Here is a 24,918-nt window from a genome sequence, read left to right as displayed (position 1 = left end):
ATTCAAATCAGACTAGTACCAACCGAAAGACAGGCTGAGCGAATCTTCGTGCATGCTGATGTTCGCGTTGCCGCCGCCCAATCCTGGGATAATGGCTCCACTGACGGTCTGATTGAAGGCATGGATGTAGGCAAACGTCACTTCTTGCTTGTTTGCGAGTTTCCATGTGCTGCCTAGTGACAGGTGGTTTTGAACAACGCCTGGAGCCAACACGTTCAATAAAGTCTGGCTGCCCGGTATTTGCTGGTTGTTATGGTTATAACCGGCACGCAACGTTAGCGTCGAGTCATAAGCATAACTAACCCCTAGTTTGACTACCGTCATGTCTTGCCAGCCGAAGCCAGGACCACCGGTCGCACCAAGTGGAAGGCCGGTTCCACCCGCTGTAGTAGGCAAAGCCGTAAACGAGTTACCTACGGAACCCACTCCACTGTAATTGATACGCTCGACATCGAACGCTACCGTGGTCTGTTGGGTAGCTTTGACTGCAGCACCAAGACCATAGTTGGACGGTATGTCGAAACTTCCTTGATCAGCAAACAGGCCTTTGTAATTGCTGAATTTGCTCATCTTGGTCTTGGTCTGGTAGGTCGCACCCAAGGTTACCATGGGGCTAACTTCTCCAGTCCAGCCGATCCTTAATCCATAACCCGTCGATGTATCCGTACCTTTATTGGTTACAAAACCAGGATTGCTGGAAAAGAATGCATTATCGAAAGCCTGCAATCCGGTTGCGCTGAACATCTGATAGGCCAGGTTCAAGGAAACACCGATTGAGTTATTTGCATTGATCTTCTGTGACCAAGTTGGCGCGATGAAGAGTTGTTCCAGGTTGATACCTAACGGACCTGTACCACCCAGGAAATTCGTATCGTACTGGGTATTCATGCCACCGTTACCAAATACAGACACGCCTACCGAAGTGTCCGCGTTGATCAATTTGTTATAGCCGAACGAAGGAATATAGAACAAGCTCCTGCCATTTCCGTCAAAATTCCCGTTGGTAAATTGAGGATTCTGAGCACCACTTATTTCTGCGTTGCGAGTTGGCTTGAAAAAGATCAGTCCGACATCAACACGATCCCCAACCATCACCATACCGGCTGGATTATTCGCAGCCGCAAGTGAATCCATAGGCAGCGCAATACTTGCTCCGCCCATACCCTCGTTTTGCGAGCCATAGCCGATTGGAAAATAACCATTGGTGGCATTCGCTAACGGCGATGCCGCCATACCCAATGAAAACAATGAAGCTACGATCTTTTTGATTCTCATGCTTCTCTCCCCTGATAGTGAAAATGCCCCTATGGCATCTCAAGTTACAACACCCTGAAACAACACCCTGATACAACAAACCTCGTCTTATATGAACAAACAGATATCCGTGTCTCCGGCGAAACCCATGAACGTCGCCGCACCACCGTATTCGCATTGTTCGATGAACTCGCTCTTGTCGAACTCAAACAAGTCGACGGTCATCTGGCACGCAACGAACTTCACATCCGCTTCCAGGCATAGGTCACGCAATTCCTGCAGCGATGCGACGCCGTGCTTCTTGAGCTTCTGCTTCATCATCATGGTCGCCATGGATTCCATGCCGGGCAGCATCTGCACCATCACCGGCATCGGTATCGGCATCGGCATCGCCGGATTGGCTAGCGGGCTGATCATCACAGTCGACAGATCCTTGCGCAGCAATTGCAGTCCGTAGAAGGTAAAGAATATCTGCACGTCATAACCCAATGCAGCGGCTGTTGAAGCCAGAATGAACGGCGGATACGCCATGTCCAGTGTGCCTTTGGTGGCGATGATCGCCATTTTTTTGGTAGCCATTCTTGCCCCTTAATATGTTTGGTTGCGGGTGATTCGATTACTTCTTTTTCATGTAAAACACGTATTCGCCATTGACCTCTTCCTGGCTCAATAATGGATTGCCGGTCTGCTCGGCAAATGCGGCCATATCTTTTACCGAACCGCAATCAGTCGAGATGACCTTCAGGACCTGATTGGAAGTCATGTCGGCAAGCGCCTTCTTGGTCTTCACGATAGGCAAGGGGCAAGACATACCGCGCGCGTTCAGTTCTTTATCAAAATTCATTATTTCTTCTCCCACGAGTGAATTAAAACTACCGTCTAAAAAAATGCGTCGCCGCACGTAACTTGAGTCGCATTATAGGGATAAGCAACCCTACAACGTCCATAGCCACCAAGGGTAAACTGCGATAGCTCTTTAGGGTTATCTTTAAGCATCTGCTTATATAAGGTATCGCCAACGACATAAACCATACTACTGTCTCAAGCAATTCTCTGGATCGCAAATATCGCGCTACCCACCCAGTTTCTTTCCGATCATCTCAAAGAGCCGCGCTCTGTTGTATCAGGCAATACAGCTATATGCACACCGCTCAAAATGAGATGTGTGGTATCAAACGGTTACAGCCTGCTTGTCCAGGTGCAGACAGATTGCATCGATCGCCATCCTGTCGGTAGCAAAAATATTTTCCTCCCCGATTTTTCCGGTCAGACCGGTTCTATCCATCACGTCGGAGACTTGCTTTTTTAGCCCGCTGAACGTCAGCTTGATCCCGCTTTTCTGGAAACGATCGAGCAGGTTGCGCAGCATCTCGATGCCGGATGCATCGATCTCGTTGATGCCGTTTGATTGAACCAGAATACATTCCATCTCCGGGTTCTCCCGTTCCAGTTTCAGCAGGGCATCTTCAAAGTACGAGACATTCACGAAGCGCAACGCGCCGTCAAACCGAATGGCTCCCAGCTTCGGGTGCAAAGGAGGCAGGTTGTGGCGTACGGCATCGCGCAGGGTGGTGTCGCTGTGCAAACCCAGCACGGCTATCCTTGGTCGCATCATGCGATAGAGCAGCAGCGAGAGAGACAGGATGATGCCGGTGAGTATGCCGTTTTGTATATTCGGTGCAAAAGCCAGGGTGGCTATAAAGGTTATGATCGCTGCAATACCGTCATCCCGGCTTGCCCGCCATGCGTTCCTGATGGACTGGAAGTTGATGAGATTGATGACTGCCATCATGATGATGGCGGCAAGAACCGGCTTGGGCAGATGAAAAAGCAAAGACGTAAAGAAGAGTAATGTGAGCAGTACGAAAACCGCGGAGATGATGGATGATAATGGTGTCCTGGCGTCGGATGCCAGGTTCAACGCCGACCGGGAAAATGATCCGCTCACCGGCATCGACTGGCAAAATGCAGCCGCCACTTTGGCCAACCCCTGCCCGATCAGTTCCTTGTTTTCATCCCAGGGTTGGCGGGTTTTGATGGCGATCACCTTGCAGCTCGACATGGCTTCCATGAAACTGATCAGGGCAATCACAAAACTGGCGGGCAAGAGCGCGACTGTCGCGTGCCAATCCAACGGCGGAAGGCTCAGGGTCGGCAGGCCTTGTGGTACAAGCCCGACCACCCTGCCCCCTAAATTGGCATAATCAATTACATAGCTGACCCATGTCAGGGAAGCTACCGTGATCAATACGCCGGGCAGCTTGGGCGCAAATTTCTTGAATCCCAGCAGCATGAGGATGGCGGATATGCCAAACCCGAGCGAAAGTGCATGTGCGGTATCTATATGCAGTAGCACTCGGCTAATGTCGAGTAAAAAGTGTTCCGACTGCGCAGCCGGGATGCCCAGCAAAGTCGGTAATTGCGAGAGTCCGATAATGATCGCAGCGGCGTTGATAAACCCCATCAGCACCGGGTTGGATAAGAAGTTGAGCAGGACGCCTACCCGAAACAGGCCGAACGCGATTTGAAACAAACCGGAAATCAATGCCAATAAAATTGCATACGAGTAAAACAGAGCGCTGCCATGAGCAGCCAGTGGTGCAATACTGGCTGCTGTCAACAGGGATGTCATTGCAACGGGGCCTGTAGACAACTGATTGGAGGAGCCAAACAAGGCCCCAATCACTGTCGGGATCAATGCTGCATACAGTCCGTAATAAGCCGGGACTCCCGCAAGCTGTGCATAGGCTAAAGACTGGGGGATTGCAACCAGGGAGACCGTGATACCCGCAATCAGATCGGACTTAAGGGTGCCGGCCCGCAAGTCAAACCGCTGTGAAAAATTTCGCCAAAAAAGCTGCAGGTTCATTGTCACATTTCCGTCTTCAGCCTATGGTTTGAGCAGGAATCCCTGCTGCAACTCGTTCGTTTCGGGAGACAGCCATCACGCGACAGCTGTCTTTCCGATGGTGCTCCATGTCCGCACTATACTCGGCCCCACTGAGCATGTGTTCGTCATCAGATGTACGACCTGACTTCGTGTTGACGCGGTGAACTGCGTTTTAATCAGCCGTACTCAACGGGCCTACAACTCATTAGTCGCAAGAGAGCGCGACGGGGATAGACCGGCAAAAACTCCCCCCGCACGATAAAAATAACGACCGGTCGCCAGGAATGCCGCAAACACGACGACCGCAAACAACAGGCTGCTGATGGCTAGCTGCATCCCTCCGGAAATCACATGTCCGGACGTGCAACCACCGGCCATGCGCGCGCCGAAGAGAAGCAAGAACCCGCCGATAAAAGCCCAGAAAAACCGTTTGCCCGGATTGGCACCGTAGTATCGTACCCATAACGCAGGCACGCTGGTAATGCGAAAAGTCCGCTGGTGCAAAGCAAACACGAGTCCGGCCAAAAAGGCGCCGGTCAGAAACCACAACTCCCATGCACCCGGCTCTGCAATTTTCTTCCAATAGGCCGCATCGCCAAGACCGGTCAGCGACATGCCCGCATAAGCAAAGGCAGCCGATGCGCCCATCGGATGACCTGCAACAGAAGGCGAGGTCAGCAGCACGTTGAGCAACGCCAGACCAATCGCGGCATACAGCCAACGCCACCCCTGGTTTTGCAGTCGATGCAATAACAACGCGATCCCCATGAATAGAATCGCCAATGCACTGACTGCAATCCAAAACAGGGTATTGTCCGGCAGCATGCTACGGACAGATAACGAGCCCAGACTCGTACCGAGAAGTGGCGTTAAGTAGGGATAGGCTATGGCAAACATGAGCGAACCGCACACACCGCCGACGATACCGGGAAGCGCATCCAGATTTCCTTGTCCCAGAGAGATGACGACGGTGCCGGGACAGTAGCCGAGAATAGCCATGCCCACTCCAAACAGCAATCCCCCCATCAGCACACCGGTCAGAATCAGGGGTTTGACATGGTAGTCCGCCCACCCGAAATAGATCTCCGCTTGCAGTAAAAGTGCCCCCAAGCCGATGGTAAACGCCATCGTTTTGGCGATCGTGAAATTTTGCAGGACTGCCATGCCGGCTATGGTGTCAAACCGGTTCAAGCGGGCGTATTGCAGAATCGCTCCAAATATAAATCCCAAAATGATGATTTCCATACTCTTCCTCATCTTGTTTAAAAAAGCACATCATCCCGGTAGCGCTAGGCAAACGATCGCCTACCCGAAATGCAGCGCCTCTGCCTTACAATCTATGCCAGGGCGCTGCTAAAACTGAATATTGTTACTGCAACATTCAGATCAGTTCACCGGATCGATGACAAAGTGTTTTTTGGCTTGCAAATACGCCACTTCGGCAAATCCTGAAGGAACGATATCTGCGTCAGTCACGTGATAAAGATTGTGGAAATCGATGCCCTGTTCACGCAGGGTGTTGTCGCATACCTTGATTTGAACGCCCTGATGCTTCAACTCATCCAGCTTTTTTTGAGTCTGTTCGTCCGGATTTTTGAGCAGGGTAATGCCCTTGGCGTAGAGCACAACTGTCACATTCATCTTGCCCTTCCAAGACTCGACCGCCTTGAGGCCGTTAGCAATATTGCGAAGCTTCATCCCCTGGATACCCTTGTCGTCCGAGGTCAGAGCCACAACAATATTCAACTGTCCGTACGAGCCATGCTTGACGTTTGGCTTGACGTATTCGCTGGCCTTGGTCTCAGCGACAGTTGTGGCAGCCGGTGCCGGCACAGCAGACACAGCTGAAGCGGCATCGCCGGCAAATACGGTCGGCACAGACAGCACGGCCAGTGAAGATGCGATGACCGCTAGGATTAATTTTTTCTGAACATGCATGTGTTTCCCCTTTTTGTAATTTATCGTTTAAATCATCAACTGCGCTGTTGCAATCTGCCTAGATAGACCGTACCCCGGCTCATGTGCCGGAGTCGCATCGGACTATTGCGGTGTTTGACCCTGGTATGACTTGAAGCCAAAGTGCTTGAAGATTTCTTGTGCTTCAGGCGACTTCAGAAATTCGATCCACTTCTTTCCTTCCTTCGGATGTGGCGCCCCTTTGACCATGGCCACAGCATAGATACCTGTGGCATTCTGGTTGTCAGGAATCGCCACATGGCTGATCGGATTGCCCACCTGCTCCTGGAATATCGCTTCCGACTGCCAGGTAACGCCGGCATCCGCCTTGCCCTGCATCAGATATAGCGGGGATTGGCGGTGATGAATATGAGTCAGGATGGTCTCCCCATTCTTAACTTTTGTTTCGTACACAGCGCGGACCAGCTCTTCTCCGCCAGCCTTGGACAGGCTGTTCTTGATCTGACGACCGATCCCCTCGAATGCGGGATTCGGCATGACCAGACGCACGCCGGGATTGCCAAGATCGTTGAGGGTAGCGATCTTGGCAGGATTGCCCTTGGGCACCATGATGGTGAGCGTATTGGTTGCATAGGAAACTGCAGGACCGACCGCATAACCTTCCTTGATAGTGCTATCTATTCTTCTCAGACCTGCGGCATACGCGTCAGCGTGAACGGTCCAGGTCATGTTTCCCACGGTAATCGTGCCGCCTTGCTTGATTTGATCGGCGAGCAACCCAGGAGGAATGGTTTCGTAGTAGATCTTGCCTTTGAGTTCGGGATGCATCTTTTCAAATGCCTGAACCAACGGGGCCATGGCAAAGAAATAATTGCCGCCAACGAAAATCGACAGCCGCGGATTAATCGGATTGCCGTGGAAGTCAGGCATGTTATCGACTTCAGGCACCGTGAAATCCAGCCCCCTGGATTCAACCGGGTTGTTCTCGCCATGGCTCCAGGGCGGGTACACTCCGAGGTCTTGGTCGGCCGCACAGGCCGGTGTAAATCCGGACAAGAATGGAGCCAGCACACCTACCGCAACCGCCAACATGGACGATGCGATTGCCTTGCGAAGCGTTGCATTTGTTGCCTTGAAAATTGCATCAGTTGAAACCATGAACTTCCTCCGTTTAAATATGAATTAATGAGCAACACCCGATCAATCAATACCGGGCATCCGTCGGTTTGCCGCCCTTCGGCCAATCCTTGCGCTTGTCCACAAAATCCGGGCGCGGCATGTGCGTAAAGTATTGCGCGACATCCACTGCTTCCTGGTCGGTCAAACCGCCTTGTCCCAAAGGAAATTTCCGGGTGTTCGATATCGGCATGTTGTTCTTGACGAAGCCTGCTGCGGTATAGGTTCTTGCAATACCGGCACCAATATTGAAAGACTGACTGCCCCATAGCGGCGGGAAGACATTTCTGCCGTCGGCCTGTTTCAACCCTTCCCCCTTGTCGCCATGACATACGGCACACTGATCTTTGTAGATCTTTTTGCCGTTCTCTACATTGGGCACGATCGACTTGTCGATCTTGCCGACCCCGCGCCCCGGAATGGGCTCGTCAGCCTTGGCCTGACCTTTCATGTTGTCCATGTAGGCAATCATGGCCAGCATTTCCCGGGAATCCTTTTCCAGCGGTTTGCCGTTCATGGAGCGGCGCATACAACCATTCACCCGATCCTTGAAGTCGATGATCTTGCCGGCGCGCGGCGCATAGGATGGGAAAATGGCCGAGAGCCCAACATAAGGTGCAGCATGCTCCATGGTGCCGCCGTTCAGGTGACAGCTGTTACATGCCAGTACATTCCCTACATCCTTGGGCATAAGTGCCTTGGTTTCCGTCATCAGCCGCATGCCGTAAATCAACTGGTCCGCATTCGGGCTCGACAGCATGGCCGCAAAGCGCGGCACTGCGAATTTGGATGGCTCCGCTGGTTTGATCCCGATTTCATCGCGGACTTTCTTTATCTCCTCTGCGGTAACCGGTTCGCCCTGATTGCCCCATTGGCTGCGCACGAATGTGACGATCTCCGCCAGTTCCTGATCGGACAGGCTGTTGTAGCCGGGCATATCGAACGCGCGTTTGGCCTGTTCAGTTTCAGCCGATTTCCACCCGCTCAGCACCACATGGATGACCGATGTGGGGTTTCTGGACTGAACTGACGAATTGTCTGCCAACGGAGGAAAGAACTTGTCCATTCCACGACCATCATTCTGGTGACAGGTTGAGCAGAACTGCACGTATCCCAAACCGCCGCGAGTCTTGTACAGGTCGGCCTCCTGAACTTGAGTGACGGGTTTCGGCTTGATCACACCCGATTCTGCATTGGGGGGCAGTGAACTCAAATATTCCCCGATTGCCGAGAGATCGTTGTCACTGAAATGCTGGGTACTGAAATGAACAACCTCGGTCATGGTGCCATAAGCGGTTGCATGGCTGTTGTGACCAACCTTGAGAAACTTTGCAAACTCGGGTGCCGGCCACTGGTTGTGCAAATTGACTGCGTGCCAGGCTTCAATGGTAGACCCGGTGAGAAAATCTTTTCCATCTTCGCCATCCTGGGCCATGGTCTTTTCCTGCATTGCCACCCCGCGCGGCGTATGGCAGGAGCCGCAGTGACCCAGCCCCTGAACAAGATAGGCGCCACGATTCCATTGTGACGACTTCGCAGTGTCAGGCTTGAAAGGCGTCTCGTCGAGAAATGCCATATTCCAGAACTTCAAACCAAAACGCATGCTGAACGGCCATTTCATGCTGTTTTCCTTGTTCGCCTGGCTGACCGGCTCTACCCCGTGCATCACATAGGCATATAACGCCTTCATATCGTCCGCACTGATCTTGACGAATGACGGGTAAGGCATTGCGGGGTAGAGATTGTGGCCGTCTTCGGCAACGCCCTTGCGCATTGCGCGATCAAACTGCTCGAAGGAATAATTACCGATGCCGGTATTGACATCGGGTGTGATATTGGTGGAATAAACATTGCCGAATGGGGTATTGAATTCCATTCCGCCCGCCATGGACTTGCCGCCCTCGGCAGTGTGACAGGCAATGCAGTCACCCAGATGCGCGAGATATTCTCCGCGCCTGACTTGCTCATCCGACTGCACATCTGACGGTGTAGCAAATGCCGGACTCATCAAAATGGCTGTCAGCAGGATGCCTGTATAAAACATTATCGGTTTAAATCTAACAGCCATTTGTCTCCCCTTTTGTAAACATACAGGGCGCCTCTAATAATTATTAGATGATTTTAGAGGCACACTAATTAAGCTTAAGCACCGCACAATTATTCTGCTACTGAACTACCACCTGCTAACGCAGGTGAGTTAGGACAACTAGCCACAGAGGACTAAAGTTCTCTGGCTCGCGTTCAGCTAAACGCGCAACACCCGCAAGGCTAAAGCCGCTCGCTTTAACCTTATGATCGACATTAAATTTATTGAGATAGGACAGACTCACCAAATTAGTCGGCTTTGCAGGGGCGCAAGTATGCGTATCCCACGCCAGCACTGCCATAACCGTGATGAGGGATTAAAACATAACCCATAAGGGGGGTGCGTCCCTCAACCCATGAGAGCTATCGCGGACAGGACGAGCTTGTTCTAGTGTGCGTACCTGAGAAATCATAAGTACCTGACTAGATTGCTAGATTATAGGAGACATATATGACATTGGTAAACCCGCATGGTGGAGGCGATCTCAACCCCTTGTTGCTGGATGGCCCCAGCCTTAAGGCGGAACTCGAGAAAGCGAAAAAGCTGACTCAAGTCAAAGTCAGTTCGCGCGAAAAAGGCGACATCATCATGCTGGGCATCGGCGGATTTACCCCGCTGAACGGCTTCATGACTCACGCTGACTGGCAAGGCGTCTGCGACGGCATGACGACGACCAGCGGCCTGTTCTGGCCTATCCCTATTACCCTTTCCACCGACAAGTCGACTGCCGACACCATTTCCACCGGCAAAGAAATCGCGCTCATCGATCCTGATGACGGCAGCATTCTTGCCACGATGAAAGTCACCGAGAAGTACACCATCGACAAAGGGCACGAATGTGCCACTGTGTTCGGTACCACCGACATCGAGCACCCCGGGGTGAAGATGGTCATGGAACAAGGCGACATAAATCTCGCCGGTCCGGTAAAGGTATTGTCGCAGGGCGGCTTCCCGGAGAAATACGGCACGTTGTTCATGACGCCGAAAGAGACGCGCGCGCTCTTCAACGAATTGGGGTGGAGCAAGGTTGCAGCGTTCCAGACCCGCAACCCGATGCACCGCTCGCACGAGTATCTGGCCAAGGTCGCCATCGAAGTCTGCGATGGCGTGCTTATCCACTCCTTGCTCGGGAACCTCAAACCCGGCGACATCCCGGCCGAAGTGCGTACCCATGCCATCATGGCGCTAACCAAACATTATTTTGTTACCAAGACCATCGCCCAGGCAGGTTATCCGCTCGACATGCGTTACGCCGGTCCGCGCGAAGCCCTGTTGCATGCGCTGTTCCGCCAGAACTACGGCTGCTCGCACCTCATCGTGGGGCGCGATCATGCTGGGGTTGGCAGCTACTATGGCCCGTTCGATGCGCATCACATTTTCGACAAGATTCCCAAGGGTTCGCTCGAAACACAGGCGCTCAAGATCGACTGGACTTTCTGGTGCTACAAGTGCGGCGGCATGGCCTCCGCACGTACCTGTCCCCACGACGACAAGGAACGTCTGCTGCTCTCGGGTACCAAGTTGCGCAAGATGCTTTCCGAAGGATCCGATGTACCACCGGAATTCAGCCGTCCCGAAGTGCTGGAGATATTGCGCAAGTACTACGCGGGACTGCAAGAGCATGAGAAGGTAGAAGTAAAGCTGACGGGGCATTCCGCGAAGTAAGGCCAGCGGATATTCCGGTCATGTAGGATGGTCATTCGTCTGCAATTTTTGAGGAGAAACTAATGTTCACAAGCAATCCCTTTGCCGGACTTTCGGCATCGATTCCAACCGTCTACATGCAAGGGTATATCGTCGTAATGTTCCTGCTGGTCATGGGTGGGACAATACTTGACATGCTTCATAAGAAAAGCGCGCAGTACTTTTTCGAAAATGCGAAAAAGGCGAAGAAGAACGCAAAACGATCAGTGGGTGGTGGTGAAAAGGTAGCGATTGCCACTTCAGTGCTGGTAAAAGAAGTATTAACTTCTGGCGAATTTGACAATCCAAGGCGCAGGCTTTCCCATCTTTTGACCATGTGGGGAACCATTATTTTTATTGTGACTACCGCGATCATGATTTTCTCGCCGTCGTCCACCTCTACTCTCCTGCCTCAGCTATGGCACATCGGTGCGCTGATGCTGGCTGTGGGTGGATACTGGTTCTGGTTCTTTATCCGCGCTGATGTGGCTGCAGAAGGCCTTTCATGGTTCCGGTTAGAGCGTGCGGATTTATTTATTCTCTCGCTTCTTGCCACCTCGACCTTCGCATTGATCTGGTCGTTTACTGGCGGTGGATTGACCGTATTCTTTGCCTTGTTCATCCTGTCCAGCACGGTGCTCTTTGGCGGCGTGTATTGGTCCAAGTTTGCCCACATGTTCTTCAAGCCCGCGGCGGCCTACCAGAAAAGAACCATCATGGCCGATGGTTCTCGCGAGAATCTTCCTCCTGACTATGATTTGACTGATCCTGAAGTACAGCGCAAGTTCCCGGATGTGCCTACGTATATGGGCAAGAACCCGCCGAACATGGGGCTTTGCATCAAGGCTGAAAGAGCAAACCACTACTAATGCTGTCTTGACTAATTTTCTATAAGAAATAGAGGAATATATTATGCCAACCTTTGTATATATGACGCGTTGTGATGGTTGTGGAGAATGCGTTGACATCTGCCCATCCGACATCATGCACATCGACAAGAAGCTGCGTCGTGCTTACAACATCGAACCCAGTATGTGCTGGGAATGCTATTCCTGCGTAAAGGCATGCCCGCACCAGGCGATCGATGTGCGCGGTTATGCCGACTTTGCACCACTGGGACACAGTGTTCGCGTGATCCGCGATGAAGAGAAAGGCACGATTGCGTGGCGCATCAAGTTCCGCAACGGCAAGAAAGACATGGAGCTGCTGGCGCCGATCACGACCAAGCCCTGGGGCTCGGCGACACCGGATCTCGCAAAGGTGCCTGCCCCCAGCAAGGAGATGCGCGACAGTCAACTGCTGTTCAATGAGCCTAAATATATTCGTATGGATGACGGTGGATTGCACACGCTGCAATCCAATGGTCTGGAAATCAAAAAGGGAGTGCAATACTGATGAGCTACTCGACAATTATTGAAGACAATATCGACATCTTGGTTGTCGGTGCGGGCCTGGGCGGCACGGGTGCGGCATTCGAGGCAAGATATTGGGGGCAGAACAAGAAGATCGTCATCGCCGAAAAGGCAAACATCATGCGTTCCGGTGCGGTAGCCCAGGGCCTGTATGCGATCAACTGTTACATGGGAACCCGCTTTGGCGAGAACAATCCCGAAGATCATGTGCGCTATGCACGTATCGACCTGATGGGTATGGTGCGTGAAGACCTGCTGTTTGACATGGCTCGCCACGTAGACTCCGCTGTGCATAACTTTGAAGAGTGGGGCCTTCCCATCATGCGCAACGAAAAGAAGGGTTCGTATCTGCGTGAAGGGCGTTGGCAGATCATGATTCATGGTGAATCCTACAAGCCTATCGTTGCTGAAGCAGCCAAGAAATCAGCGGACAAGGTTTTCAACCGCATCTGTGTGACCCACCTCCTGATGGATGAATCCAAAGAGAACCGTGTTGCCGGTGCCGTGGGCTTTAATGTCCGGACAGGCAACTACCACGTGTTCAAGTCCAAGACCGTTATCTGCGGTGCGGGTGGCGCTTCCAACATCTTCAAGCCGCGCTCCGTCGGCGAAGGTGCGGGGCGTGTCTGGTACGCACCGTGGTCTTCGGGCTCTGCATATGGACTGATGATCGAAGCCGGTGCAAAGATGACGCAAATGGAAAACCGCATCGTGCTGGCTCGCTTCAAGGATGGTTACGGTCCAGTCGGCGCCTACTTCCTGCACCTCAAGACCTATACCCAGAATGGCTACGGTGAAGAGTATGAGTCCAAGTGGTTCCCGGCACTGCAGCAAATGGTAGGCAAGGAATACCTGGATCCGGAAGTTTCGCACAGAACCCACAGGCCCATTCCGACCTGCCTGCGTAACCACGCAATCATCAACGAGGTTAACGCCGGTCGCGGCCCGATCCACATGGTTACCATGGAAGCCTTCCAGGATCCTCACCTTGAAGAGATCGGTTGGCACAACTTCCTGGGTATGACCGTTGGACAGGCTGTACTTTGGGCAGCCACAGACGTTGATCCCAAGTACGAGAATCCCGAGCTGACCACCTCCGAGCCTTATGTCATGGGTTCACATGCTACCGGTTGCGGCGCCTGGTGTTCAGGTCCGGAAGATCTGTCTCCGCCGGAGTACTTCTGGGGCTATAACCGCATGACGACTGTTGAAGGTCTGTTCGGTGCCGGTGATGCGGTAGGCGGTACACCTCACGCCTTCTCGTCAGGTTCTTTCACTGAAGGCCGTCTGGCTGCCAAGGCTGCCTGTAAATATATTGATGATGGCAAAGCAGAGGGCATCCGTGTGTCTGAAGCTCAGATCAATCGTCGCATGGAGCAGATCTACAAGCCTCTGGAAACCTATCGGGTCTTTAGCAATGAAGTAGTCGCGGGTACCGTCAATCCCAACTTCATCAACCCAAGACAGGGTCTTGATCGTTTGCAGAAGATGATGGATGAGTACTGCGGTGGTTTTGGTGTTAACTACATGACCAACGACAAGCTTCTGAACATCGGTCTGAAGAAGATGTCGATTCTGGGTGAAGATCTGGAAAAGGTTGCCGCGTCCGATATCCATGAACTGCTGCGTGCGTGGGAGCTGAAGCATCGCTTCCTGACTTCTGAAAGCGTGTTCCACCATACGCTGTTCCGTAAGGAGACACGCTGGCCGGGTTACTACTACCGTGGCGATGTCATGAAGCTGGATGACAAGAACTGGCACGTGCTGACAGTTTCCCGTCGTGACCCCAAGACCGGTGAGTACACAATGGAAAAAGCACCGCTCTACCACCTGGTAGGTGATGTAGAGAAAGCGGCGCCAGTAGACCACCACTAAGCAAATGCAGGCCTGGTTTACCGGTTTTGTAAAATCAGGCCTGTGAAAATATATTTGCCATAACTTGTTAGTATGTTAGAAAGGACCGGCATATTTTTGTTGGTCCTTTTTTTGTCTATCCTGCGAGTAGTGTGACATCGCTATAGATAAAATCATGTAACACTGAGTAGGTGAAATATTCCATGAACATCATTGAAAAAACAGATGAAGAGATTTTAGAGCTGGCACACCCGATGTGGGCTGATCTTATCAAGTACTCTAACGAAGGAAACTACGGTGCTTTCACGCGAAATTTTTCAAGCTCTTTTATTGCGGGTGCCAATGAGGTTGAAATGGGCAAGCAGTTTGCAAGAAGCGACCTTGCGAAGAACCTGTCAGACGATTATTCGTATCTCGGCATGATACGCCGCGGGGAATATGTCACTGTTCTGTACAAAGTCATAAACAAAAAGAATAACAGCGAATGGCTGGGAAGACTGGTGCTGGGTTATGAAAAGGACAAGGTAAGAATCTTCGGCGCAACGCTGTTCTAAGAAAACATTTTCAATATCAGGGCGCTCTAGTCATGTCAGATACGATTGAAGACGAAAAATTCGTTGAACTGAATTACAAGGTCATCGATAACAAAACCGGTGACGTATTGGTTACTGTAGATTATCCGCTGGCTTATGTGCATGGCGTGAATGATGTGATGTCCGAAGAGGTGACAAAGGAGCTGTATGGAAAAAAAGTTGGCGACATCATCGAAGTGCCAATAGACACCGCAAAGTTGTACGGCGAGAGAGACGAATCATTGGTATTTACCGATCTTTTAGAAAATGTCCCCGAAGAATATCGGGAAATCGGCATGACCATCACCATGGAAAATGAACAGGGTGAGCCCAGAGACTTTATCGTTACCCGATTCGACGACAAGACATTGACTGTCGATGGCAATAACCCTCTTTGCGGCAGAGAAGTCACTTTCATGCTGGAAGTGCTGACAATACGTGACGCTACAGAGGAAGAAATCGAACTTGGCGGAGCGGTCGGTGCCGATCCCGACCTGAATGAAATACTCGATCGGGCAAAATGAATTATTCAACCAATTACATGATATTCCCGCCGAACAAGGCTCTGGAACGTGCAATAGCGAATTCTATTGGCATGCTGAGTGCAGAGTTGGCCGCAGCGGCTGTTCCGGATACCAAAGTTGCTGTAGCGGATAATTTTCGTTACACACGGGGAAATTATGAGCAGCACCGTTTCAGTTCTCGAATCTATGAAAGTTTGCGCGAGGCACTTGAGGCAGCGCTGACAGACGCTACCGATACAGGCGATCTTGCTGCAAAGATCAGTCGTGCACGAGAGCCGTTGGTCTGGGCAGAGACGCAGAACAATCTCGGAAACATTCTTGCCGCACTGGGGCAACAGCGCAGAGATGCAACATTGTTTGAACGGGCTATCCAATGTTTCAGCAAGGCATTGGAGGAGTACACACAGGAAAGCGCCCCCCAGGAGTGGGCAGCCACGCAATATAACCTGGGCACGGCTAACCAGGCGCTTGGTCGGTTACTTGAAGCTACACAGCCCTTAAAGGGCGCTGTGGATGCCTATACCAATGCTTTGCTGGTCTGGACGCGAGAAAAATCATTGGAAAACTGGCTGTACAGCATGCATCAACTTGGTGCCACCTTACATACGTTTGGCAAACTGCTTAAAGGCAACCGTCAATTTCAAAAATCCGTCGTTGCCTATAAAAATGCTCTTGCCGTACTCGACGCAGACAATTACGCATTGGAGCTGACCGCCACCCATAACAATCGGGCGGTCGCCTTGCATCATCTCGGTGAGTCGGAAGAAAACCCTGATCGCTTGAAAGAAGCGATCAATTCCTACGAATTGGCATGGACGGTCAGCATGGAGCAGCAGTTGCCTATCCATGTGGCAGTCATCTGCAGGGTGAACAAGGCGACAGCACAAAATGTACTGGCTCAATTGACAAATGACGCTCTGCTTGCAGAAGAAATAGCCGATGAATTTGAAGTGATTCTGGAATGTTTTCCTCACGCGCTACAGCCACTCTGTTTGAAGCATTGCGAGGAACAGCTGAAAATGGCGCAGGCACAGCTGCAAGTGATTAACAGCCAGGTTGGTTAAGAAAGGACTGAAATCAGATCCGCTCAGAAAGTTTGTTTTCCACCTCAATGAATGAGCCGGTATCCGCCAGGAAACGGATCGTTCTGGCGCCGAATCCGACTTCCGGGCTTGATTCACCTTTATCGATAGATAAAGTCAACGTCACGCCCAACCTTGGAGATAGATTGTGACTTTTACAGACTTCAACGATTTTTGCTTTAATCGGTTCCAGCTGTTTAACAATGATGTCCGTCAAGGCAAATACGTCCACCTCTCCGGAAAGGGTCTCCGTGGATAACTCCCAGGAACTTATCACTGGTTTATCCAGACTGCTGTATGCGCCGGCAGCATTGACGGAGGTGGGTTCTATCCCAAGCAGACGTGTGATGTCGTCGGGGTTGAAATGATAACCAAGCAGTGCAAAGTAAGCCCGTCCTTTATTCGATGCCAAGATAGTTTCCTCGTTAACAAGATTATGTGTCGAAGTATAAAGTATAGGGAGCCTCTAAAATCCAAATTTCGTCGCAATACTGCGTTGCTCACAAAAAATTATTCCTTACATATTACTCATATGCTGCGTCGTAATTTTTTGCTCGCGCCTTGTCTTGCTTAGAACTTTGAATTTTGGAAACTCCCTATAGATTGAACCGGAGGTGTTCTGTTGTCGACTGAAGCCATACAAGAGAAGAAAAGAGACCCCAATGATCCATGCCTGTTTTGCAAGGATCCGCGCGGGGTATCGATACAGCATGAACTTGCTTACAGTGCCCGTGACTCATACCCGGCGAGTCCCGGGCATACCGTGGTCATCCCGCGTCGGCATGTATCCAGCTTTTTCGACCTGACGCCGGAAGAAGTGGCTGCCTGCATGGGCCTCATAAAAGAGGAAAAAATACGCATTGACGAGGAGTTTAATCCGGATGGCTACAATGTCGGTGTCAATGTCGGACCAGCGGCCGGGCAAAGCATTTTCCATGTCCATATTCACATCATCCCCCGCTACAAAGGGGACGTTGAAAATCCCCAAGGGGGCATACGGCATGTGATACCAAAGAAGGCATATTACACACGTTGAACATTAGTATAATTTCAGCAGCAAAACGGGAGGGGTCGATATGCCTGTTTACATACTTCCCGTTTTTAAGCACCACTTTTTTCAACCCAAGGAGATAGAATCATGAGTGATGATAAGAAACCTTTTATGCGCCCCAAGATTCCAGACGGCCACGCATTTCGTGTAACTACCCGTCAGAAAGAAATCGTACCGGGGCAGTTTTTTGTTGGCTATGAAACTATATGGGAACCGCACCAAAAAGAAGTGCCCTATACCACTCCCAAGAAGCCCTGAAGTTATCAGCAAAGAATAACTCTGCCGCGCGAACCTGAATGGTCGCGCGGATTTTGCGTTTTGAGTAATTTTGAGGTACTCGGGAATACCGTCAAGCTATAGTTTGCTATCGGCCAGTTGCAGCGGCACGACTTTGCATTAACGCCATTTTCAAAAGGAATTTCGATGTCAGATCTCAATGATCCAAGAGTCTTTTTTGCTGCCGAGCGCACCTTGCTCGCATGGAACAGGACCAGTCTCTCCTTGATGGCATTCGGCTTCGTTATCGAGCGATTCGGCCTGTTTGTACACATCCTTTTGCCCAAACATGACATGCCCCTGCAGCGGGGGCTTTCCTTCTGGATTGGGTTGATCTTTGTGTTACTGGGAGCGGTCACTGCCGCCTTTTCCACAGTGCAATACCGGAAAGTTCTCAATACCCTCAAACCCGTCGAAATCCCGGTTGGTTACCGCACTGATCCCGGCGTCATCAGCAACCTGATCATCTCGGTGCTGGGCATCGTTCTGACGATCTACTTCTTCCAAGGCGTCTAAAGCCACTATACAAAAAAACCGCCCAAAACTTCAGGCGGCTTCGGCGTTGCATTGGCACTGGGAAGTGCACTCCATTAGCACACTTTTTTCACACCAAGTCTGGCAAGAATGCTGTCCAGCGGACAAAACCTGGTGATTCCGCTTTGGAACAAATTGAATCCGACAAATGCGGAAAACAACAAAAAATAATTGCTAACGAAAATGGGGCTGCTTTGCACACCCAGCGCCAGAGACAGCATCACAAATGTTCCCGCAACAATACAAACGATACGTTCTGAATTCATTACCACCCTCCTATCAATATAAATTTCCTAAGATACTTTTTTGTAAAGTACCGCGTAATACAAAACCGGAATAACAATCAGCGTCAGTACAGTTGAGACCAGTATGCCGAATATCAGGGACAGTGCCAGGCCGTTGAAGATCGGGTCGTCGAGAATGAACAACGCCCCCAGCATTGCAGCCAGTCCGGTCAAGACAATGGGCTTGGCACGTGCCGACGCCGCGTTGATAACAGCATGTTGCAAATCGATACCGTCTCGCAGTTGCAGATTGACGAAGTCAACCAGCAGGATGGAGTTACGCACGATAATGCCGGCCAGCGCAATCATGCCGATCATCGATGTCGCGGTAAACTGGGCACCGAACAATGCATGCCCTGGCATCACACCGATGATGGTGAGCGGGATCGGCGCCATGATGACCAGCGGCACAACATAGCTTTTGAACTGCGCAACCACCAGCAGATAGATCAGGATCAGCCCGACACCGTAAGCAATTCCCATGTCGCGGAAAGTCTCGAACGTTACCTGCCATTCGCCATCCCATTTCAGTGAATAGCTTGCATAGGGATCAGACGGTTGCTTGAAAAAATAGGATTTCAGCGTACCGCCCTGCTCCAGTTCCATACCACTAGTCCTGCTGTTGATGCCAAACATGCCATACAGCGGACTATCCAGCTTGCCGGCCATATCGCCGGTGACGTATACAACGGGCAGTAAGTCCTTGTGATAGATCGGATAATCGCGCTGCATCTGAACCACTTGCACCACTTCCGACAGGGGAACCAAGGCTCCGTCGCGGGCACGTACTTTTAGCTTCAACACATCATCAATGCGGCTGCGTTTTTCCGCCGCCAGTTCCAACCGTATTGGTGGGGCATATTTCGCATTGGCATCGTGCAACGCCGTCACATCCTGTCCTGACAGCGCAACTTGCACCGCATCCACGATGTCGCGCTGCGCCACGCCCAGTAATGCCGCCTTGCTCTGCATTACGCGCAATACCATCTTGGGCGCAATTTCGCTCACGGTATCATCTATGCCTACAATGTCCGGGGTGGCTGCAAACTGCTCACGCACCTTTGTTGCAACCTTGCGTGCCCCCTGATAATCCGGCCCGTATATCTCGGCCACGATAGGCGACATAACCGGCGGACCGGGCGGCACTTCGACTACTTTCACTTTTGCACCCCACACCTTGGCGATCTTCTCGATCGGCTCACGCACCGAGGTTGCGATCTGGTGACTGCTGCGCGAACGATTATGCTTGTCTTGCAAATTGACCTGAATATCGCCCTGTTCGGATGCGCTTCGCAGATAGTACTGGCGTACCAATCCGTTGAAATTGATGGGCGATGCAGTTCCGGCATAGGCCTCGTAATCGGTCACTTCAGGCACAGTAGCAAGATAAGCACCGATCTCATGCATCACCCCGGAAGTCTGCTCCAGCGCTGTGCCACTCGGCATATCGATTACCACCTGGAACTCGGACTTGTTGTCGAACGGAAGCATTTTCAACACGACCAGTTTGACCACTGCCAGCGACACTGCAAACAGCAGAGCAGCCAATATTCCCAGCCACAATTTGCGCCGAGCAGGCTTTCCATGCACACCGTTCAAGAATGGCGACAAACGATTGCGGAAAAAACGGGCGATCTTGGTATCGCGTTCATCCTTGACCACCGCGTGATGCGCATCGGCCAGCTTGAACGCCAACCAGGGCGTGATGATGAAAGCGATGGCCAGCGAGATCAGCATACCCATACTGGCATTGATCGGGATCGGACTCATGTACGGCCCCATGAGGCCGGTTACAAAAGCCATCGGCAACAGCGCGGCAATGACGGTAAAGGTTGCGAGAATGGTCGGGCTTCCCACCTCGTCAACCGCCTCCGGAATGATTTCTGACAGCGGCTGATTCTGCGCAAGTTCGCGACGGCGATGTATGTTTTCCACCACAACAATGGCATCGTCCACCAGAATACCGATTGAGAAAATGAGCGCAAACAGCGATACCCGGTTCAGCGTAAAACCGTATGCCCACGAAGCAAACAGTGTCACTGCCAGCGTCAACAAAACCGCAACTCCGACGATGACTGCCTCGCGACGGCCGAGGGCAAACCACACCAGTGCGACCACGGCAAATGTGGCGAAGAACAGCTTCTTGATGAGTTTCATGGCCTTGTCGTTGGCAGTCTCCCCGTAGTTGCGAGTGATCGTCACATGCACATCGGCGGGAATTACGCTGCCTTTCAATTCTTCCACGCGCTGTAATAATTTATCGGCAATGTCCACCGCGTTTTCACCCGGCTTTTTGGTCACCGCAAGTGTCACCGCGCCGAACTCTCCCTGCGTCTTGATGCTTTTGTCGCCTGCTGCCGCACCAGTACCCATCCACACATAACTTCCGGGCTGATCGGCACCGTCCTGCACTTCCGCCACATCGCGCAGGAATACAGGCTTGTTGTCGGTCACACCGATTACCAGTTGGCTGACTTCATTTGCATCGCTGAGGAAAACACCGGTCTGCACCAGCACCTCACGGTTGTTCTGTACCAAACTGCCGGCACTGTGCGACACATTGGACGCCTGCAATGCCGCACGCACTTCCTGCACCGAGAGTTGGTGCGCATTCAATGCTTCAGGATCGAGCAATACGCGCACGATGCGTGGCGTCCCGCCCAGGGTCGTGACTTCACGGGTACCCTTGACGCGTTTCAATTCGGATTCGATGGCATGCGCAACCTGGGTCAGCGCCACTCCGCCGGCGGTCTGATCACGCCACAAAGTGAGACCGAGTATCGGCACATCGTCGATCCCCTTTGCCTTGATGATAGGTTGCAAAACACCAAGCGTGGGCGGTAGCCAGTCGGCATGCGAGTTGATGACATCGTAGAGCTTGACCAGCGAAGGCACATGCTGCTCGCCAACCTTGAACTGGATAGTGAGGACGGCCATGCCCGGTTGCGATACGGAATATACGTGATCAACACCGGAAATCTGCGACAGCACCTGCTCCGCAGGCGTTGACACGGTATTTGCCACGTCCTGCGCAGAAGCGCCAGGATAGGCGATCAGCACGTTGGCCATGGTGACGTTGATCTGCGGCTCTTCTTCGCGCGGAGTCACCATCACCGCAAACATGCCGAGCAACACAGCCACCAGCGCCAGCAAAGGCGTCATCTGCGAATGCAGGAAGGTCCGCGCAATACGGCCGGATATTCCCATGCTCATCGCTTGTTCTCCGAAGCGACCATGCCCGCCTTGATTGCATCACGCGCCACGCGCTCTCCGACATTCAATCCGGCCAGCACCTCAATCTCGTTCTGCTCATTGGCGTCACCCAGACGCACCTGGCGCAGATGAGGCATATCCTTTTCATCCACCACATACACAGCAACCACTTCACTGCGGCGCAGCACTGCGCTCACAGGAATCAGCAACTTGCTCGCCTTGCCCACTACAAAATGCGTACGCACGAACATGCCGGGATAGACATTCGCCTGATTGGCGGGCAGTTCGACACGTACTTGCGTACTGTGCGTACGAACATCTGCCGACGGTTGTACCGTGACGGATGCTGCCTTAATCCAGCGGCTTAAGGAAGGCACCTCAATTGTTACTATCGGGTGGCTACCGATGTCCTTCAGCTTGTCCTGCGGCACATTGGCAATAACTCGCAACTGTGACGGATCGAAACCGGTCATCAGCGGCTTACCCACCGTGACCATCTCGCCCATCTCCACCATGCGCGCCGATACAACACCCGCATAAGGGGCTATCACCGAAGTATAGCTTTGCGTCAGCGCCGATTGCTGCGCGCCTGCCTCGCTGGCAGCGGCTTGTGCCTGTGCCACATCAAAATCCGACTTTGCTTTGTCCAGCGCGGCCTGACTGATGAATTTCTGTTCGAACAATTGTTTTGAGCGCTCATAGGTCAGTCTCGCGTTTTGCAGAGAGGCTTCGGCCTGTGATAATTGTGCCTTGCTACCCGCCAAGGCCTGGTTTGCTTCGCGCTCGTCGATACGCAATAGAACCTGACCTTTGTTCACATGGTCTCCCACGTCAAAAAATAATCCCTTTACCCGCCCTGATATTTGCGCCGACACGGTCGATTGGTGCGTCGCTTCCACCACTCCGTCGATGCTGTATGTCTGCTCGACTTCACGCATTTGAACCGGGGCTGTCGCCAGCGGCTCTGCCATACATAACGGGGCAACAATCAATAACATCAAGCCGACAAATTTCATCATTAATCTCTCTTCCGTTGTCATTGGGTAACTTAAAGCATTTATAAATCAAATAAATATCTGGATAGATTGAAAACTCATCACACAGAACAAAATACATCCCGCACCATGCTTACCAGATTAAGAGTGCGCGAATCGCTGATACGGTAATACACACGATTAGCATCTTTTTGTGTCGCCAGTAAGTTCTTGTATCTCAAAATGGCTAAATGCTGTGAAATGTTACTCTGCGTAGATCCAACCTGCTCAACGATATCCTGTACACTCAACTCGCCATCGCCCAACGCACATAGAATCTTGAGGCGCAAGGGATGCGAGATAGCCTTGAATGAGGCCGCTGTGATGATGAAGTCCTCGTCCTTATCGATCAGCATATTTGCCTGTGCCTTTCCGTTTCACTTGTCATTTTGAACATATAGGCGAAATCGGTAAAATCATTCACAAATTGCAACGGCATCAGTATAACACAATATAAGAATATTCTAACATAGCGAATCTATTGCCAGATAAATAGCTAATATTCAATGTATTAAAGTTACATAACTCCGCTTTAAAATACAGTGTTCAAGCTATTCAGACCACTAAGGGTCCAAAATAATCGTCATCTTTGAGGTTCGCAGCGGTGGCTGCCGGAGGATACATTGGCGAATCGACGTTCATTGTCAGATTGAACTTGCATTAGCCAGATAATGATCAAGTTCAGGTTTGTGCCCATGGCAAGCCATCAAACCGCCAACCATTGTGTGAATTGCGATGGTGGGTATCGTCGAGATCACCCTCGAATCCGTGCTCGACGTTATAAATATCCTTAAAACCTGCATTCTCCAAGGCCAGACCGGCATCCGCAGAACGTCTCCCAGAGCGGCAGATAAGCAAGATAGGCCGATTGACACTGGCGGCTTTCCGCACATGGGCGATGAACATCGGATTGATCTCCCACTCCGGACCATCTACCCAGGGGATATGAATAGAGCCACGCGGGTGCCCGACGAACATATACTCCATCTCGCTGCGGACATCGACAAACACCGCTTCAGGGTTCAATTTTAGAAATTCGTATGCTTCCTTAGGCTTGAGGTGCTGCATGTTCGCTCATTGTTGATCTGTTCAGGATGGAGCGATTATACCTCCACGAAAACAGAGATAGCGCTTTGCCAAATCACTTTCCGCAATATTTTTCAACTTCTTCGGCTGAATGACGTGCCCATCAAGCCCGGCGTGCTTGATGCTGCCACCATAGGCAACGCTCACCAGTTAAAAATAAACCGCCGGGATGGCGAGCGGGATGGCGAGTTTAGCACCCTGATTTTTGTTGATCTCCGATTGGTCAATCTCGATGTTGGCTTGGCACAACTGGCAGGGCGTGACGATCATTACAGCACCATGATCTTAGGCCTCCCATGCAGAATGCTGCAGGGTACGTATCTCAAAACACATGTGTTCCAGATCGCCAAGTATCCAGGTTGGAACTGCGACTACACCGGGAGCGTCTATGCCCGCAACCGAACCGGGATTGACCAGCCAGCTATGTCCGCCGGTAATGTTTGATTGCTTCCCGACATGAGCGGTATGACTGTGTCCATGGCAAACCAGATCATAGTCTCCGGTACAGGCGAAAGCTTGACCGTGATGCGGCATGTGCGTGACGAATATCTTGCGCCCACCAAGTTCCAGCGCCACTTCCTGTCCATAATAAGTAAACAGTCCGTTGGATTTCGCCATCATGCGGTACAGTGCAGCTACATCGCCGATATTGTTGCCATGTACGGCATGGATTGGAATACCCAGCTTGAGCGAGGCGCGCAAGGTATTGACGCCGATCAGGTCACCACAGTGTATGACAGCTTGTGCCCCGGCAGCCTGCGCCTCTGCAATGGCTTCCACAAGGGGATCTGAGCGGTCATGGCTGTCGGAAACAATACAGATCTTCATACCAATTTGCATCGCGAGGATTCCGTCACATTAGGCATAATTCCTGCTCGGAGTGTCTATAGCTACATCGGGTGGGGTGACTATAGCCCTGAAGGGGTAGCAGTTAAAAATTCAACAAGGTTCTGTTGATATTAAAGATAAAGCGGCATACCCTAGTATGGC

25 protein-coding genes are annotated in these 24,918 nt (G+C 51.6%); 10 read left to right on the top strand and 15 right to left on the bottom strand.

The window, feature by feature from the left end:
* Positions 1-12 precede the first annotated feature (12 nt).
* The 8 genes from QOY30_RS08230 to QOY30_RS08195 all read right to left on the bottom strand — a co-directional run bounded on the left by QOY30_RS08230 (position 13) and on the right by QOY30_RS08195 (position 9,305).
* A complete protein-coding gene (locus QOY30_RS08230; RefSeq protein ID WP_283744143.1) occupies positions 13-1,275 on the bottom strand; it encodes an OmpP1/FadL family transporter in 1,263 nt (420 codons plus the stop codon).
* A gap of 87 nt (positions 1,276-1,362) precedes the next feature.
* Positions 1,363-1,833 carry a sulfur carrier protein DsrE2 gene (gene dsrE2 / locus QOY30_RS08225; protein WP_283744142.1) on the bottom strand — a complete coding sequence of 157 codons (471 nt, stop codon included), beginning with the start codon at positions 1,831-1,833 and terminating at the stop codon, positions 1,363-1,365.
* 37 nt (positions 1,834-1,870) lie between these two features.
* Positions 1,871-2,098, bottom strand: coding sequence for a sulfurtransferase TusA family protein (locus QOY30_RS08220; protein WP_283744141.1), 228 nt, complete (start codon positions 2,096-2,098; stop codon positions 1,871-1,873).
* 327 nt (positions 2,099-2,425) lie between these two features.
* A complete protein-coding gene (locus QOY30_RS08215) occupies positions 2,426-4,123 on the bottom strand; it encodes a SulP family inorganic anion transporter (RefSeq protein ID WP_283744140.1) in 1,698 nt (565 codons plus the stop codon).
* A 216-nt stretch (positions 4,124-4,339) separates the two neighbouring features.
* The gene (locus QOY30_RS08210) at positions 4,340-5,389 is read right to left on the bottom strand and encodes a YeeE/YedE thiosulfate transporter family protein (protein WP_283744139.1); all 1,050 of its coding nucleotides are present in this window, start codon (positions 5,387-5,389) and stop codon (positions 4,340-4,342) included.
* Positions 5,390-5,530: 141 nt separating this feature from the next.
* Positions 5,531-6,082: a DsrE family protein gene (locus tag QOY30_RS08205; RefSeq protein ID WP_283744138.1), complete on the bottom strand. Its 552-nt coding sequence runs from the start codon at positions 6,080-6,082 to the stop codon at positions 5,531-5,533.
* A gap of 102 nt (positions 6,083-6,184) precedes the next feature.
* The gene (locus QOY30_RS08200) at positions 6,185-7,219 is read right to left on the bottom strand and encodes a substrate-binding domain-containing protein (RefSeq protein ID WP_283744137.1); all 1,035 of its coding nucleotides are present in this window, start codon (positions 7,217-7,219) and stop codon (positions 6,185-6,187) included.
* Positions 7,220-7,265: 46 nt separating this feature from the next.
* Positions 7,266-9,305, bottom strand: coding sequence for a c-type cytochrome (locus tag QOY30_RS08195; protein ID WP_283744136.1), 2,040 nt, complete (start codon positions 9,303-9,305; stop codon positions 7,266-7,268).
* A gap of 468 nt (positions 9,306-9,773) precedes the next feature.
* Here QOY30_RS08195 and sat point away from each other — a divergent pair, with 468 nt between their 5' ends.
* The 7 genes from sat (at position 9,774) to QOY30_RS08160 (ending at position 16,432) form a co-directional block, all read left to right on the top strand.
* On the top strand, positions 9,774-10,988 hold the full coding sequence (sat, locus tag QOY30_RS08190; RefSeq protein WP_283744135.1) for a sulfate adenylyltransferase: 1,215 nt from the start codon (positions 9,774-9,776) through the stop codon (positions 10,986-10,988).
* 62 nt (positions 10,989-11,050) lie between these two features.
* Positions 11,051-11,875: an adenylyl-sulfate reductase gene (locus QOY30_RS08185; protein ID WP_283744134.1), complete on the top strand. Its 825-nt coding sequence runs from the start codon at positions 11,051-11,053 to the stop codon at positions 11,873-11,875.
* A gap of 43 nt (positions 11,876-11,918) precedes the next feature.
* Positions 11,919-12,401 carry an adenylyl-sulfate reductase subunit beta gene (aprB, locus tag QOY30_RS08180; RefSeq protein WP_283744133.1) on the top strand — a complete coding sequence of 161 codons (483 nt, stop codon included), beginning with the start codon at positions 11,919-11,921 and terminating at the stop codon, positions 12,399-12,401.
* Positions 12,401-14,293: an adenylyl-sulfate reductase subunit alpha gene (gene aprA / locus QOY30_RS08175; RefSeq protein ID WP_283744132.1), complete on the top strand. Its 1,893-nt coding sequence runs from the start codon at positions 12,401-12,403 to the stop codon at positions 14,291-14,293. The genes aprB and aprA overlap by 1 nt, the downstream gene beginning before the upstream one ends.
* 182 nt (positions 14,294-14,475) lie before the next feature.
* Positions 14,476-14,826 carry a hypothetical protein gene (locus QOY30_RS08170; RefSeq protein WP_283744131.1) on the top strand — a complete coding sequence of 117 codons (351 nt, stop codon included), beginning with the start codon at positions 14,476-14,478 and terminating at the stop codon, positions 14,824-14,826.
* A gap of 32 nt (positions 14,827-14,858) precedes the next feature.
* Positions 14,859-15,368, top strand: coding sequence for an FKBP-type peptidyl-prolyl cis-trans isomerase (locus QOY30_RS08165; RefSeq protein WP_283744130.1), 510 nt, complete (start codon positions 14,859-14,861; stop codon positions 15,366-15,368).
* A complete protein-coding gene (locus QOY30_RS08160) occupies positions 15,365-16,432 on the top strand; it encodes a tetratricopeptide repeat protein (RefSeq protein WP_283744129.1) in 1,068 nt (355 codons plus the stop codon). Before QOY30_RS08165 ends, QOY30_RS08160 begins: the two co-directional genes overlap by 4 nt.
* A 13-nt stretch (positions 16,433-16,445) precedes the next feature.
* Here the strand turns inward: QOY30_RS08160 and QOY30_RS08155 are convergent, their stop codons facing one another.
* Positions 16,446-16,862: a DUF4279 domain-containing protein gene (locus QOY30_RS08155; protein WP_283744128.1), complete on the bottom strand. Its 417-nt coding sequence runs from the start codon at positions 16,860-16,862 to the stop codon at positions 16,446-16,448.
* Between the two features lie 210 nt (positions 16,863-17,072).
* Between QOY30_RS08155 and QOY30_RS08150 the strand changes: the two genes are divergently transcribed.
* From QOY30_RS08150 to QOY30_RS08140, 3 genes are all read left to right on the top strand, one after another.
* Positions 17,073-17,486, top strand: a complete 414-nt coding sequence (locus tag QOY30_RS08150; RefSeq protein ID WP_283744127.1) for an HIT family protein — start codon at positions 17,073-17,075, stop codon at positions 17,484-17,486.
* Positions 17,487-17,588: 102 nt separating this feature from the next.
* Positions 17,589-17,759, top strand: coding sequence for a hypothetical protein (locus QOY30_RS08145; protein WP_283744126.1), 171 nt, complete (start codon positions 17,589-17,591; stop codon positions 17,757-17,759).
* Positions 17,760-17,924: 165 nt separating this feature from the next.
* Positions 17,925-18,293 carry a YidH family protein gene (locus QOY30_RS08140; RefSeq protein ID WP_283744125.1) on the top strand — a complete coding sequence of 123 codons (369 nt, stop codon included), beginning with the start codon at positions 17,925-17,927 and terminating at the stop codon, positions 18,291-18,293.
* 74 nt (positions 18,294-18,367) lie between these two features.
* On the opposite strand, the gene QOY30_RS08135 is transcribed toward QOY30_RS08140, so the two are convergent.
* The 6 genes from QOY30_RS08135 to QOY30_RS08110 all read right to left on the bottom strand — a co-directional run bounded on the left by QOY30_RS08135 (position 18,368) and on the right by QOY30_RS08110 (position 24,756).
* Positions 18,368-18,577: a YgaP family membrane protein gene (locus QOY30_RS08135; RefSeq protein WP_283744124.1), complete on the bottom strand. Its 210-nt coding sequence runs from the start codon at positions 18,575-18,577 to the stop codon at positions 18,368-18,370.
* Between the two features lie 27 nt (positions 18,578-18,604).
* Positions 18,605-21,808, bottom strand: coding sequence for an efflux RND transporter permease subunit (locus QOY30_RS08130; protein ID WP_349496684.1), 3,204 nt, complete (start codon positions 21,806-21,808; stop codon positions 18,605-18,607).
* Positions 21,805-22,827: an efflux RND transporter periplasmic adaptor subunit gene (locus tag QOY30_RS08125; RefSeq protein WP_283744123.1), complete on the bottom strand. Its 1,023-nt coding sequence runs from the start codon at positions 22,825-22,827 to the stop codon at positions 21,805-21,807. Before QOY30_RS08125 ends, QOY30_RS08130 begins: the two co-directional genes overlap by 4 nt.
* A gap of 77 nt (positions 22,828-22,904) precedes the next feature.
* Positions 22,905-23,198: an ArsR/SmtB family transcription factor gene (locus QOY30_RS08120; protein WP_283744122.1), complete on the bottom strand. Its 294-nt coding sequence runs from the start codon at positions 23,196-23,198 to the stop codon at positions 22,905-22,907.
* A 325-nt stretch (positions 23,199-23,523) separates the two neighbouring features.
* Positions 23,524-23,910 carry a rhodanese-like domain-containing protein gene (locus tag QOY30_RS08115; RefSeq protein WP_283744121.1) on the bottom strand — a complete coding sequence of 129 codons (387 nt, stop codon included), beginning with the start codon at positions 23,908-23,910 and terminating at the stop codon, positions 23,524-23,526.
* Between the two features lie 303 nt (positions 23,911-24,213).
* The gene (locus tag QOY30_RS08110; protein WP_283744120.1) at positions 24,214-24,756 is read right to left on the bottom strand and encodes a YfcE family phosphodiesterase; all 543 of its coding nucleotides are present in this window, start codon (positions 24,754-24,756) and stop codon (positions 24,214-24,216) included.
* Positions 24,757-24,918: the final 162 nt, after the last annotated feature.

Source organism: Sideroxydans sp. CL21, from assembly GCF_902459525.1.
Taxonomy (GTDB): domain Bacteria; phylum Pseudomonadota; class Gammaproteobacteria; order Burkholderiales; family Gallionellaceae; genus Sideroxyarcus.
The sequence above is the reverse complement of the archived record's forward strand: the minus strand, read 5'-3'. Positions and strand labels throughout refer to the sequence as shown.

What these genes read in the sequence shown, in the direction of transcription:
- QOY30_RS08230 (WP_283744143.1), bottom strand. Translation starts at nt 1,275, where the DNA reads ATGAGAATCAAAAAGATCGTAGCTTCATTGTTTTCATTGGGTATGGCG.
- dsrE2 (WP_283744142.1), bottom strand. Translation starts at nt 1,833, where the DNA reads ATGGCTACCAAAAAAATGGCGATCATCGCCACCAAAGGCACACTGGAC.
- QOY30_RS08220 (WP_283744141.1), bottom strand. Translation starts at nt 2,098, where the DNA reads ATGAATTTTGATAAAGAACTGAACGCGCGCGGTATGTCTTGCCCCTTG.
- QOY30_RS08215 (WP_283744140.1), bottom strand. Translation starts at nt 4,123, where the DNA reads ATGAACCTGCAGCTTTTTTGGCGAAATTTTTCACAGCGGTTTGACTTG.
- QOY30_RS08210 (WP_283744139.1), bottom strand. Translation starts at nt 5,389, where the DNA reads ATGGAAATCATCATTTTGGGATTTATATTTGGAGCGATTCTGCAATAC.
- QOY30_RS08205 (WP_283744138.1), bottom strand. Translation starts at nt 6,082, where the DNA reads ATGCATGTTCAGAAAAAATTAATCCTAGCGGTCATCGCATCTTCACTG.
- QOY30_RS08200 (WP_283744137.1), bottom strand. Translation starts at nt 7,219, where the DNA reads ATGGTTTCAACTGATGCAATTTTCAAGGCAACAAATGCAACGCTTCGC.
- QOY30_RS08195 (WP_283744136.1), bottom strand. Translation starts at nt 9,305, where the DNA reads ATGGCTGTTAGATTTAAACCGATAATGTTTTATACAGGCATCCTGCTG.
- sat (WP_283744135.1), top strand. Translation starts at nt 9,774, where the DNA reads ATGACATTGGTAAACCCGCATGGTGGAGGCGATCTCAACCCCTTGTTG.
- QOY30_RS08185 (WP_283744134.1), top strand. Translation starts at nt 11,051, where the DNA reads ATGTTCACAAGCAATCCCTTTGCCGGACTTTCGGCATCGATTCCAACC.
- aprB (WP_283744133.1), top strand. Translation starts at nt 11,919, where the DNA reads ATGCCAACCTTTGTATATATGACGCGTTGTGATGGTTGTGGAGAATGC.
- aprA (WP_283744132.1), top strand. Translation starts at nt 12,401, where the DNA reads ATGAGCTACTCGACAATTATTGAAGACAATATCGACATCTTGGTTGTC.
- QOY30_RS08170 (WP_283744131.1), top strand. Translation starts at nt 14,476, where the DNA reads ATGAACATCATTGAAAAAACAGATGAAGAGATTTTAGAGCTGGCACAC.
- QOY30_RS08165 (WP_283744130.1), top strand. Translation starts at nt 14,859, where the DNA reads ATGTCAGATACGATTGAAGACGAAAAATTCGTTGAACTGAATTACAAG.
- QOY30_RS08160 (WP_283744129.1), top strand. Translation starts at nt 15,365, where the DNA reads ATGAATTATTCAACCAATTACATGATATTCCCGCCGAACAAGGCTCTG.
- QOY30_RS08145 (WP_283744126.1), top strand. Translation starts at nt 17,589, where the DNA reads ATGAGTGATGATAAGAAACCTTTTATGCGCCCCAAGATTCCAGACGGC.
- QOY30_RS08140 (WP_283744125.1), top strand. Translation starts at nt 17,925, where the DNA reads ATGTCAGATCTCAATGATCCAAGAGTCTTTTTTGCTGCCGAGCGCACC.
- QOY30_RS08135 (WP_283744124.1), bottom strand. Translation starts at nt 18,577, where the DNA reads ATGAATTCAGAACGTATCGTTTGTATTGTTGCGGGAACATTTGTGATG.
- QOY30_RS08130 (WP_349496684.1), bottom strand. Translation starts at nt 21,808, where the DNA reads ATGAGCATGGGAATATCCGGCCGTATTGCGCGGACCTTCCTGCATTCG.
- QOY30_RS08125 (WP_283744123.1), bottom strand. Translation starts at nt 22,827, where the DNA reads ATGATGAAATTTGTCGGCTTGATGTTATTGATTGTTGCCCCGTTATGT.
- QOY30_RS08120 (WP_283744122.1), bottom strand. Translation starts at nt 23,198, where the DNA reads ATGCTGATCGATAAGGACGAGGACTTCATCATCACAGCGGCCTCATTC.
- QOY30_RS08115 (WP_283744121.1), bottom strand. Translation starts at nt 23,910, where the DNA reads ATGCAGCACCTCAAGCCTAAGGAAGCATACGAATTTCTAAAATTGAAC.
- QOY30_RS08110 (WP_283744120.1), bottom strand. Translation starts at nt 24,756, where the DNA reads ATGAAGATCTGTATTGTTTCCGACAGCCATGACCGCTCAGATCCCCTT.